An 11958-nucleotide genomic window follows, 5' to 3' on the forward strand; every position below is an offset into this window, starting at 1 on the left:
GCAAGAGGCAAGAGCGGCAATAACACCCGGGTCCTTCCGGCACCCTTCCTCACACTCGGCAAACTCATCAAGCATGAACGGGGGCTGAACGTTGGCAGCGAGCTGCCTCCACGCATCAACAGTGCCCGAATCAAGATTAACAACCGCCTCGTACGACCGCGCCTCGGCACGGTCAACCAGGACAGCGTCCGCCTCCCGGACGACCTGCACACCGTTGCGCAGGTCCTCCTTGGACGGCTCACGCAACTCAACACTGATAAAACGGAACGATTCCGCCGCGGCCGGCCCCTCCCGCAAAACCGCCACCGCACGCGAAATCTCCTCCCGCGACAACGGATCCAAAGGGTGCGCCACCCCAACAACAGTCTCAACTTCAGTATCGACACTCATGCTTATCTCCTTGATTAGTCCTTGAACAGGAAGAGAACGCCTACGGCCTCGGAGCCGATGTGCTCCTGAAACGGGCCTTGAAGAAGCCGAGGGGGTAGTCATGGTGGTTGTTGACCCACACGCCCGGCCTTAATCTCGTGCCCGGCCCAGTAGGTGGTGTTGCCGTTGGGGGCCAATAGACACAAAGGGGTTCCATGGATTCTCAGAACTGTTCGTCTTCGTCAGAACTGGTCATCCTGGTGCAGTGAGACCGTAGTCAGCCGAGCTCTACTTCGAGCCCTGCTGGTGTGATGCGGGTCACCTGCATTCCTTTCACAAGCAAAACTACGTCAGGGAATTCATTTAGGCGAGTAATTCATAAAGATTTACTTGAGAAATTCCGGATCATAAATTCCCACCCCAGTTAACATGTTGGAAACATTTGGAAACATGTCTGAGGCTGTCGTTGCAGGCCCGGAAATGCTAATGTTCTGCACCGTGGGCCCGATGACTTGCGTCCCCTCGCGAGCAAGGCAAGCGCGCCCATCCGAGCGAAAGTTGGTACGCAGTGTCTGCTCGCGGTGATCGCTTCATCACTCCCCGCTCTCCAGTGGAGGGTCTGCGCCGCCGGAGACTTTCCTTCTTGCCGGTCTTCGCGCAGGCTGTTGCCGGCGTGGCGCCTGCGGGTGCCATGTCCGTCATTCCGGCTCTTGTCTTTCCGGGTCTTGTCTTTGGATCCGAGGGACCGAATCTGTTGCTGACATTCGGCGCGGCCATGGCCGTAATGGTCTTGGTTTCCTTCTGTCTCAGACCGATGGCACAGCGCATGGCTGCTGTCAGCGGCCTCTACAGCTACACGGCCAAGGGCCTTGGCCAGCGGACGGCAATTACCGCCGGCTGGTCGGCCATATTCGGTTACGGCCTCGTGGCCATGGCCAGTCTGTTGCTTGTCGGCACCTATGTCGTCCAGCTGTTCATCAACCTGGGGGTCCCCGTCGCGGACTCCAGGCTCTTCACAGTGCCGGTCATTCTTGCCGCCGCGATTGCCTCCTCTTTCCTCATGGTGAGGGGGATCCGGGTATCGGCGTGGTTCACGGTGTTGATGGAATCCCTTTCAATCGGTGTCCTCGCCGTCCTCATGATCGTCTACTTCGCCTTCAACGCACCAAGCGCCAATCTCGGGAGCGTTTTTGCCTGGACCGGAAACTTTGATGCGTTACCGCTCGGAATCGTCGTGGCCGTAAGCGCCTTTGTCGGCTTCGAAAGCCCCACCACGCTGGGCGGCGAGGCGCACAGGCCCTTCGTCACAGTCCCACGCGCCATCACGTGGACCCCCATACTGATGGGCGTGCTGTGCCTTCTTGCCGTGACCGCCCAGGACGCAGCACTCCAGGAGGCACCGATAACCATTGCGGCCAGCTCCACCCCTTTATCTGACCTGTTTTCCCAGGTCTCCCCTGCGTCCGCCGCGGTCCTCGACCTGGGAATCGCAGCATCCTGGTTTGGCTGCGCGATCGCATCCGTGAACGCCCTCGCCCGTATATTTTTCTGTATGGGCAGGGAAGGGGTCGCGCCGCGAATAGTCGGCCGGACCCATCCCGTCTACCGAACCCCCTCGACGGCAATCATGGTCATCATGCCGGTAGTTGCCATCGTGCCCATCGCGCTCATCCTCTCCGGCGCCAGCCCGGAACGTGGCCTGGTCAGCCTCTTCACACTGGGCGCCTACGGATACCTTGGGTCCTACATCCTTGCAAGCGCGTCCCTGCCCTTCTTCTTGCGCCGGATAGGCGAGAACACTTACGCCAGCTGGATCCTCGGGGCGGTGACCTCGCTCGCCGTCGGGGCGGTCTTCTGGACGGCGGCGGCGGCATCGATTCGCACAGGCAGTCTGCAGACCCTCATCTACGCCGGTGTCCTGATCGCCAGCATCATCTACGCCACGTTCCTCCGCCTCCGGTTACCTGGGCGCCTCGCGTCCGTCGGCATCTACGACGAAACCCGGGAAATGGACCTCTTTAACGGCAGGCCTACCCCATGACCTACAGGCCCACCCACTCCGGACCCAGCACCACGTCAAACCCGCTCAGGATCTTGGAAATCGTGGCACGGTTCGGCACCGGGACAACGGCGAAAGAGGTCACCGACGCCCTGCAGATGCCCCAGGCGACCGCGTACCGGATCTTGAATTCGCTCGTGGCGGACGAGTATCTGGCCCGCACATCCGACCTCCGCGGATTTGCACTCGGACAGGCAATTTCGGGGCTGATTACGGCTGCGACTCCCCCAACCGTTCCCACGGCAGCCCGCGCCCTCATAGAAGAGTTCCGCGGCGGGAACCGTTTCGCAGTGCATCTCTTTATGTTCCGGAGCGCTTCCCTCAGAGTCGCCGATGAGGACCCGGATTATCCGCTCCACTCTGTCTTCGAAATGCTCCGGTATCCGCACGCCTCCGCCGCAGGAAAGCTGATGCTTGCCGAACTTGGCGATTCGGCTTCCCCGTTCCCGAAAGGGCCATTGGTGAAGCTGACACAACACACCATCACAGATAACGGTCAACTGGAAGAACAACTTGCGGAAATAAGGCTCAGCGGCGAGGCCTCGGAAATCAACGAATTAGAACAAGGATCCGCCAGTCTGGCGCTTCCGGTAAGACTGCCCAACGGGGTCGCAGGCGCAGCCGTCTGCCTCGCCAGCCCAGCGGAGCGGTTCACCGCAACCCGCGAACACGCCGAAGCGGCCCGTGAACTGACCTCGCGGCTGGCACCTTTCCTGTTTTGATTAACAAACCGGAACGCGGCGAGATGGGCTTCGTTGAGGACGATCACGGACCGGTGGGGTCGCGTCGCGACAGTGGGATACCTTCGCCCGTGAGGCCTATGCGGAGGCCCTCGCGGACTGGACCTCGACGACGGGGCGCAGGATCTGGCCCTCGCGCGCCTTCTCGAAGGCCTCCTCCATCCGGTCGATAGTGATGCGCTCTGCGACGAACGAATCCACGTCAGGGTTGCCCAGCCTGTAACGGCCTTCTTGATCCACCCTGGAAATAGCCAGACTACGAACCGTTTCACCGAAGACTTCGTCGGGGTCGAGGCGGCGCAGTTCTTCGGCGAGGCAGTCGCGCAGGCTGCGTCGCGGGAGGGAGATCCGTTGCGCGGGCTGCCCAGGCTGGGTCAGTTCTGCGACGGCATGTCCCGGCCGGAACAGCCGAATGTCACCGGAAGCCCGGGACAGCTCAACGCCCCGGATTCCGGTGCCGGGAGGGTCCGCCACAATCGTGACCGGCGCGTCCAGGGCCTTCGTAAGCCAGGCCGCGAGCAGGATGGTGCTGGGTGAATCGGAGGCGCCTGCAACGGTGACAGCGGTGACGGGGGTGCCGCCGGCCTGGTCCAGGACGGCGGCGAGCTTAATCCGCCAGTTGGTCAGCCGGGTCCAGGCAAGGTCCGTGTCGCCTGCTTGATAGGTGTTGCGGATGTTTTCCAGGGCCCGCTGCGGGTCAGCCTCGTTGGCAGAGTCCGTAATCCTGCGGTGCGCAATCCGCCCGATGGAGGTTACGGACGCGTTCTCGGGTGCGCCGTGCGGCCACCAGGCCACGATCGGGGCGTCGGGCAGCAGCAGCGCGGCGACGAGGGACTCGCTTTCCTCGGCGAGTTCACCGTACCCGCGCAGCACGATGACCTCGGACGCTCCGGCGTCCCCGCCGACCTGGATCTGGGCGTCCAGACGGGTGGGCCGCTCCTGCGAGCCGGCGGCCAGCACGATGATCCGGCAGGGGTGTTCCCGGCTGGCCTCGTTGGCCGCCTCGATCGCTTCTTCCTCCAGCCCTGACTTTGTGATGACCACCAGGGTCAGGACGCGGCCAAGGGCGATCACGCCGCCCTGCGCGCGCAGGGACTGGATTCTCTTGGAAACGTTGGAGGTGGTGGTGTTGGGGAGATCTACGATCATGGCCTTCTCCAGGTGCGTCCGTCGCGGGCTAGCAGCTCATCAGCAGAGGCCGGGCCCCAGCTGCCGGGCGCGTACGGCTCGGGCTGGTCGGGCAGGGAGGCCCAGTACTTCTCGAACGGGTCCAGAATGGTCCAGGACAGCTCCACCTCCCGGTGGCGGGGAAACAGCGGCGGCTCGCCCAGGAGCACGTCCAGGATCAGCCGTTCGTAGGCTTCGGGGCTGGATTCGGTGAAGGCGTGGCCGTAGCCGAAGTCCATGGTGACGTCGCGGACTTCCATCTGGGTGCCGGGGACCTTGGACGCGAACCGGATTGTGGCGCCCTCGTCGGGCTGGACCCGGATCACCACGGCGTTCTGGCCGAAGTCGTCGTCGCCGTGGTCGCGGAAGAGCAGGTTCGGTGCCCGCTTGAACACCACCGCGATTTCGGTGACACGGCGTCCGAGCCGCTTGCCGGCGCGCAGGTAGAACGGCACCCCGTTCCAGCGCCGGGTGTTGATGTCCACCCGGATCGCTGCGTAGGTTTCGGTGGTCGAGTCGGCCGGGATGCCGTCCTCTTCCAGGTAGCCCTGGACCTCTTCGCCGCCCTGCCAGCCGCCGGCGAACTGGCCGCGGGCAGAGCGGGTGGACAGGTCCTCGGGGAGCCTGACGGCGGCGAGGACCTTTTCCTTCTCGGCGCGCAGGTCATCGGCGTTGAAGGAGATGGGCTCCTCCATCGCGGTCAGGGCCAGCAGCTGCAGCAGGTGGTTCTGGATCACGTCGCGGGCCGCGCCCACGCCGTCGTAATACCCTGCCCGGCCGCCGGTGCCGATGTCCTCGGCCATGGTGATCTGCACATGGTCCACATACTTGGCGTTCCAGAGCGGTTCGAACAGCTGGTTGACGAAGCGCAGCGCCAGGATGTTCTGCACCGTCTCCTTGCCCAGGTAATGGTCAATCCGGAATACCGCGTCCTGCGGGAACACGGACTCCACAATGTCGTTCAGCTGCCGCGCCGATTCCAGGTCATGGCCGAACGGCTTTTCAACGACCACCCGCCGCCACTTCTCCCCCGCGGCCTGCGCCAGGCCGTGCTTGGAGAGCTGCCGGCAGACCAGTTCGAAGGCCTTCGGCGGGATGGACAGGTAAAATGCGTGGTTGCCGCGGGTGCCGCGCTGCTCGTCCAGTTCTGCAAGAGTGGCGGAAAGCCGCCCAAAGGCGGCGTCGTCGTCGAACTCGCCCTGGACGAAGCGGATGCCCTCGGCCAGCTGGTTCCATACCGCCTCGTCAAAGGGGGTCCGTGCGTAGGACTTCACCGCGTCCTTCACCTCGGCGGCGAAGTCCTCGTTGTCCCAGTCCCGCCGCCCGAAACCCACCAGCGCGAAGCTCGGCGGCAGGAGTCCCCGGTTCGCGAGGTCGTAGACGGCGGGCAAGAGTTTCTTTCGAGCCAAGTCTCCCGTTACGCCAAAGAGCACCAGGGACGATGGGCCCGCCACCCGGGACAGCCGGCGGTCACGCTTATCCCGGAGCGGATTCTGCCCGGACCTCACACTCGAATCAGGGTAAGTAACAGACATTGTTGCCTTCTAACTTTCGACAGGCAGTGCGCCGCCGACCGACGGTCACGAGAGAATTAGCTCGCGTGTCTCTCCAAAGGGGACGCAGTCGCTGAGCGTAAGCGTGTACCGGCCAGGATCGTGGCGGGTGACCAGGATGCCAGCAAAGTGTTGGGGCGCTTGGCGGAGCAAGGCCTCTGCATCGTCGAGCAATTCGTAAAGTCGAACAGGGTCGTTAACAAGGACTTCTACGCGCTCGGCGGTCCTAATACTCATGATGAACAGATTCCTTCCCAGGGATTAGGGTCCCCCAATACGCCAACCCCTCATCGTTGGGGGCGTGCCTTGTTTTAACTCCATAGGTGGCGTCCCGCGGCCATAAGGCACGGGACGCCACCGCAATCGGAGACCTAGACGATGGCTGCGCGGAGTTCCTTCGCGGCCAGTGCGGGATCGGCTGCACCGTAGATGGCACCGCCGGCGACGGCGACATCAGCCCCGGCCTTCTGGACGTCTGCGATGGTGGCGAGCTTCACGCCGCCGGCCACGGAGAACGGAACGCGGGCTTCGGCACCGGCGCGGAGCAGACCGTTCAGGTCGAAGCCGGGCTTGGCCTGCTCGTCCAGGCCGGCGTGCATCTCGACGAACTTGGCACCCAGGGCGCGGACCTCCTTGGCGCGGGTAACCTTGTCTGCCACACCGATGAGGTCGACGACGATGCCTTTGTTGTGGGCCTTGGCCGCCTTGACCGCACCGGCGATGGTGGAGTCATCGGCCGCACCGAGCACGGTGACCAGGTCGGCGCCGGCCTTGAACGCGATGTCGGCTTCAAGTTCGCCGGCATCCATCGTCTTCAGGTCAGCGAAGACGATCTTGTCCGGGTGGGCTTCCTTGACAGCAGTGATGACGGAAAGGCCTTCGCTCTTCACCAGCGGCGTGCCGAGTTCGATGATGTCAACGTATTCGGCAACCTTGCCGGCCAGCTCGAGGGCAGCTTCGGTGGTCAGGAGGTCGATGGCAACTTGGAGTTTCATGATGTTGTTTCTTTCTGTAAGGGAACTGCTGTTGGGTGTGGAAATCTGTGGGTGTGGAAGCGGGGCCTCAGTTACTCGAGGTTGGCGTGGCGCAGCCACAGCTCCTCCGCGGGCTGGGCGTCGTTGTCCCACAGCGACTGGAAGATGGCCTCGGTGGCGAGGAAAAGTACCTGTTCGAAGAGGGACCCCGCGTACTGCCGGGAGACACTCGAGCCGTGGTCGGTCTTCTGGGCTGCGGGAAGGATCACCAGGGCGTCTGCAAGTCCTGCGAGCGGCGAGTCCGGGTTGGTGGTGAACGCAGCAATCCGCGCTCCGGCCTTCGCCGCTGTTTCCGCTGCCTTGACTACTCCCGAGGTGGTTCCCGAGCCGGAGGCCACCAGGAGCAGGTCTCCGGAACTGATGGCGGGAGTGGTGGTGTCGCCGGCGACGTGGACGTTCAGTCCCAGGTGCATCAGCCTCATGGCGGCCATGCGCAGGACCAGACCGCTGCGGCCCGCTCCGGCGACAAACACGCGGTCTGTCAGGCTGATGTGGCGTGCGAGGGCGGCCACCTGCTGTTCGTCGATCTTGGCTGCCGTGTCTGCGATCTCGTCCCTGACGAGGGACAGGTTGCGCACAATGTCATCTGTGGTGCTATACACCGCCGCGGTTGCTGTCGGATTCACGATTTTTCCCTTCGATTCGACCATCGGCCTGTAGCTGCCGGATGGATGCTTTCTGGTTGATATCCATGATTCCGAAGCAAACGGGCAGGGGTAACACTGTTTTCTGACGGTTCTGACTACCCTTAAGGATTGGTGGGGCGGGGCTGGCCTGAACAATGGAAGAGACACCAAAGGCTCCGTAAGAGTGCAAAATCCCTAAGTACTGCCGGACTGTAGTATTAGCCCCAACCCGTAGCCCAACTTCGGAGCGCAGACTTTTGGCCTCGCCAACCCCCTTCGAGTCGCAGATATATCGGTCCTTGCCCGAGATCGAGCGGGCCGATGCGATTGTCGACAGAATTTCCACCGCCATCGCGCTGGGGTTGCTCAAGGTGGGGGAACGCTTGCCCCCGGAAGCGGCACTCTCGGAGATGTTTGGCGTCGGCGGCGCAACCCTTCGCGAAGCTTTAGGGGAACTCCGCGAGCGGGGAATCGTTGAGACGCGCAGAGGCCGGAGCGGGGGATCCTTTGTGGTCAAGCAGCCGCAGAGCCAGACCGACGCCATGCGCAATTGGTTTCTCTCGACGTCTATTTCTGAAATACGCGACATCGGCGACGAACATTCGGCTATTGCCGCAACCACCATCCGTCTGGCATGTGAACGCGCGGAAGCACATGACTTCGAGCGTCTCCAGGAGCTTGCGCGGGCATTGGTTCTGGCCAGGACCCCAGAGGTCCGTGCATCCGCTGACAGCCGCTTCCACATTGAGTTAGCAGTGTCAGCGCAATCACCGAGGCTGGCCAACGCCGAAATCCGGCTTCAGGAAGAGTCGGTTCAACAGTTGTGGGCCCCCCTCGGCGTAGCACTTGACCCTGAAACGGCAACGGCTGAACACTTGGAGTTGGTCCGGGCAGTGGCCCAGGACCAACCCGAGAGGGCCCAGAAACTGGCGCTTGAGCACATCCGGCGGAATATTTTTCACCTTATTGACACGAAACTGACCCTCGGTTACAGCCAATCAATCCAGGAACCCAATGAAGCCCGACACTGAAGTCGTACACGCTGCCCATGCCCTCACTTCGTGGACCAATGGCGTCTCCACGGAGATCAAGGAACTTTCCAGGAACGTTGCCTCGCTGCTTGAACGAAATCTCGTCGGCAAGTCCAAGGTCGATGAACCTGCCCTGGCCGGGCTGGACAAACTCTCACAGGAGTTCCTGGCGAAGAACACTTTCGCCGTCGGCGCCGGGGCCTTCTTCGCCCACGAATCGGTTGAGGAAGGCAGCCGGGCCCTTGAATGGTGGTCCCGCAAGGGACCGGGTTCCGTCGGGAGGCTGGATTTTGACCTGACTCCAGGCAGCAACCGGTACTACGACTACGAGAAGCTGCCGTTTTTCTCGACTGCCGCTTCCACAGGTGAACAGACTGTCTGGGGGCCGTACATCGACTATCTCGGCTTCGAAGAGTACATCCTGACGTTCACTGCACCGTTTTCCGTCCATGGAACCTTCACAGGGGTTGCGGGATGCGACATTCGGATCAAGGACGTGGAACCCCTCATCATGCCCCACTTGCGGGTCATCCCCGGCGACGCCGCCCTCATCAACGCCAGTAACCGCGTCATCCTCGGCAACTCCGGGATGTACCTGGTTGGCGAGCGGATCAAGTCCGGATCTCCGGAGCAGCATCGAATGGCCCTAAATGTTCCACACCTGGGGCTCTCGTTGATCTACACCGCATCGCGCTAACGCCCTCCAGCGGGCAGCGGCACTGGCGCGCCCATGCGAACTGCTGGAAAACCTTCAGTGATGCAGCTTTATTGGACCACCCGGGCGTGAGCGGCCAAGGAGCCGAATTGCGCATGGGCACCTGCAACTCAGGCGACCGCTTCCTGCCGTAGTTCCGGCTAAATCCTCCACCAAACGCACGACGCCGGCCCACTAGGCTGGGCGGTCAATTGCGCCTTGGGCGTTGCGCCCAGTCCATGGCAGACGGTCAGAGGAAGCGACACCCTAATCGAAAAAAAGCTATTGCATTGCAGCTTTAAGGAGTAATCTTCGAAGTGATCTGTTTCACAGGAGGGCCTAAAGCGTGGGGTGCGCCGCAGGCTCGGAAGCCTTCAGCTCGAAGAATCCGGCCGCCAGTAGCCGGCCCGCCGAGGTTGGAGAGGTATTCACCGACATCGGTTTTGCTTTCAGGCAGTTCACTGTCGAACCGCACCTGAACCAGCAGCGGAACCCGGACGAAGGTGTCGTATTCGGGAAGAGCTTCCTCAGCCGGCCTGCCACCTACGCAGGACCTGAACAAGAATCTGACAACTTTTACGTTGTTTAAGGGAGATTGTTATGAGTGAAAATCGTACGGATGGGGGCGACGGCCTGGAAAGGTCGATCGACTGGAAGCAGGGCCTGGCCATTGCGCTTGGTGTACCCCTGCTGATTCTGCCCTCCTTGGGCTACCTTCCGATGTACTTATCGGCCGCAGCAATTCTTATCTGGGGACTATCGGTTATTCAGGGTTTCTTTCAGAATGCGGCGTACGCCGAGATGGCTACCACTTTTCCCAAGGCCTCTGGTTTGCCGGGTTTTGCGCAGCATGTATTTCGCACTGAGAACTACCAAGGCAAGTACGACAAGAGCAAGCTGATCGGCGGCTTCAGCGCCTGGAGCTACTGGTTCGCCTGGACCCCGGTACTGGCGATCTTTTCCATCCTGGTCGGCAGCTACCTGCATGGGCTCTTTCCTGCGCTGGGCGGGACGTTTACCGAGAATCAACTCGCCTTGATGACAGGCGTGGTGATTTTCGGCGGACTGTTCGGAGTTAACTGGTTTGGGCTCAAGGACGGCGCCACCCTGGGTTACATCCTGGCGGCATTTTCCCTCATACCGCTGGTTGTCCTGACCGTGGCACCTTTTGCAACCGGACACGTTGAGCTGACCAACATCACCGGCAGCTGGCTGCCCTCCGACTGGTCTTGGGACATGCACCACATCCTGATTCTCTTGGGCATCTTTGCGATCGCACAGTGGAGTGCCTGCGCCTGGGAAACGGCAGCCATCTACGGCCCGGAATACAAAAACCCTGCCAAAGATGTCTCCAAAGCGCTCTTTGCCTGCGGCATCATCTGCTTCTTCTCGTTCGTTCTGGTGCAGGCTGCCGTGATCGGCGTGTTGGGTATCAACGGCGTACTGGACGAACCTGTGTCGCCCCTGATTCCGGTCGCCCACGCTGTCTTCGGTGAAGCCGGCTCCATGATTACCATCATCATGCTGATCGCCGCCATGGTACTCATCATCCAAACGGCCTATCTGGGTTCGTCCCGCGCCATGCATTCCATGGCGGTTGAAGGCAACCTCCCCAGGTCCCTCGGCAAAACGAATCGCCACGGCACTCCCTTTGTTGCCATGCTGATCATCGGAGCCTTTAACCTGGTGCTGATTTTCATGGGCAACCCCGCGGCAATTGTTGCGGCATCGGCGATCGGCTACACCTGCGCCAACGGCATTAGCCTGTTCGCCTATGTCAGAGCCAAGAAGCACCCCGCCTTTGCTGCTCTGGAAAGGCCTTTTAAGGCGCCCAAAGGCTGGAAAAACGTCGCCATGCTCTTTGGCCTGTTCAATCTGCCTCTCTGCCTGGCCGGCGTAGTCTACCTGAACAGCCTGGAGATCGGCTGGACACCGACCTGGGTCGGCTTCATCGTGCTGGCACTTTACATACCTATCTGGTTCTATTCCCAGCATGAATCGCGACGCTCGAAGAACAAACGAGCCACTGTTCGCGCGTCAGACCAAGAGGGCGCAGATCTCGAGAGTGCGTCCAGCTCGTAGGTGACGTCCTGGCGTCGCGCCGAGCCAGGACGTCCGTGGTCCTCAAAGCGGCTTTCCGCCGTAATAGTCACTCACCACACAAATAGCCATAAAAAAAGCTGGACTAGATGAATTCTGAAGAGTAGGTTTGCTTGTGGGACGAAGATGCGTGACCGGCATCACACCAGCAGACCTCTGAGCAGAGCTCGGCTGGCACCTCAGGAAGCAGAGGATGCCGGGTTTGCAGATCCCCTCCCGGAGCCGAACCCGGGTCGAGGTGACCATCAGCGCACTTTTCATATGCACCCGAAGACGAACAGTTCTCACAACGACGAACAGTTCTCACGAACCACTTCCAACACCATCTATAGGAGATACCCATGGAAACCCTCGTAGGAACTCTGAGCAAGGCCGGATCCATCCACAAGGTAGTCGGCGGCTACGTCGGCCTGCCGTCGATGAACGAGCCCGGGACGGTCGCTGCAATCGGCGACTCCCTCCACAACCCTGAAGGGTCGGTTATGAGCGCCGGCTTCTTCGAGCTGAAGGCCTCCGAACCCCTGGTGTACACGTACACCTACGACGAAATGAAGGTGGTCGTAGCCGGTGAGTTCATCCTCACCG

The 11958-nt window shown here is 61.5% G+C and carries 9 protein-coding genes and 2 pseudogenes; 6 read left to right on the forward strand and 5 right to left on the reverse strand.

What is annotated here, in order from left to right; translation table 11 throughout:
- Positions 1 to 390: pseudogene (locus AC1DFE_RS23305) on the reverse strand (primary-amine oxidase); the annotation flags it as partial.
- A 670-nt stretch (positions 391 to 1060) separates the two neighbouring features.
- Here AC1DFE_RS23305 and AC1DFE_RS23310 point away from each other — a divergent pair.
- Positions 1061 to 2410, forward strand: coding sequence for an APC family permease (locus tag AC1DFE_RS23310; RefSeq protein WP_476908219.1), 1350 nt, complete (start codon positions 1061 to 1063; stop codon positions 2408 to 2410).
- Positions 2407 to 3150, forward strand: a complete 744-nt coding sequence (locus AC1DFE_RS23315) for an IclR family transcriptional regulator (RefSeq protein ID WP_476908211.1) — start codon at positions 2407 to 2409, stop codon at positions 3148 to 3150. Before AC1DFE_RS23310 ends, AC1DFE_RS23315 begins: the two co-directional genes overlap by 4 nt.
- Before the next feature lie 279 nt (positions 3151 to 3429).
- On the opposite strand, the pseudogene AC1DFE_RS23320 reads toward AC1DFE_RS23315, so the two are convergent.
- The 4 genes and pseudogenes from AC1DFE_RS23320 to hxlB form a co-directional block, all read right to left on the reverse strand.
- Positions 3430 to 4317, reverse strand: a pseudogene (locus AC1DFE_RS23320) (glucose-6-phosphate dehydrogenase assembly protein OpcA); the annotation flags it as partial.
- On the reverse strand, positions 4314 to 5870 hold the full coding sequence (gene zwf, locus AC1DFE_RS23325; protein WP_476908212.1) for a glucose-6-phosphate dehydrogenase: 1557 nt from the start codon (positions 5868 to 5870) through the stop codon (positions 4314 to 4316). The gene zwf and the pseudogene AC1DFE_RS23320, both read right to left, overlap by 4 nt.
- A 389-nt stretch (positions 5871 to 6259) precedes the next feature.
- Positions 6260 to 6883: a 3-hexulose-6-phosphate synthase gene (gene hxlA, locus AC1DFE_RS23330; protein ID WP_476908213.1), complete on the reverse strand. Its 624-nt coding sequence runs from the start codon at positions 6881 to 6883 to the stop codon at positions 6260 to 6262.
- Positions 6884 to 6954: 71 nt separating this feature from the next.
- On the reverse strand, positions 6955 to 7548 hold the full coding sequence (gene hxlB / locus AC1DFE_RS23335) for a 6-phospho-3-hexuloisomerase (protein ID WP_476908214.1): 594 nt from the start codon (positions 7546 to 7548) through the stop codon (positions 6955 to 6957).
- Positions 7549 to 7847: 299 nt separating this feature from the next.
- On the opposite strand from hxlB, the gene AC1DFE_RS23340 reads away from it, so the two are divergent.
- The 4 genes from AC1DFE_RS23340 to AC1DFE_RS23355 all read left to right on the forward strand — a co-directional run.
- Complete coding sequence (locus AC1DFE_RS23340) at positions 7848 to 8579, forward strand: FadR/GntR family transcriptional regulator (protein WP_476908215.1); 732 nt, start codon at positions 7848 to 7850, stop codon at positions 8577 to 8579.
- Positions 8563 to 9276 (forward strand): cache domain-containing protein, encoded by a 714-nt coding sequence (locus AC1DFE_RS23345; RefSeq protein WP_476908216.1) that lies wholly within the window; start codon positions 8563 to 8565, stop codon positions 9274 to 9276. Before AC1DFE_RS23340 ends, AC1DFE_RS23345 begins: the two co-directional genes overlap by 17 nt.
- Positions 9277 to 9873: 597 nt before the next feature.
- Entirely contained in the window at positions 9874 to 11355 is a 1482-nt protein-coding gene (locus AC1DFE_RS23350) for an APC family permease (protein WP_476908217.1), read from the forward strand.
- A gap of 359 nt (positions 11356 to 11714) precedes the next feature.
- Positions 11715 to 11958, forward strand: a 244-nt coding sequence (locus tag AC1DFE_RS23355; protein WP_476908218.1) for a cupin domain-containing protein, incomplete at its 3' end; no start/stop codon positions are given.

Source organism: Arthrobacter sp. 05T423 (assembly GCF_056396245.1).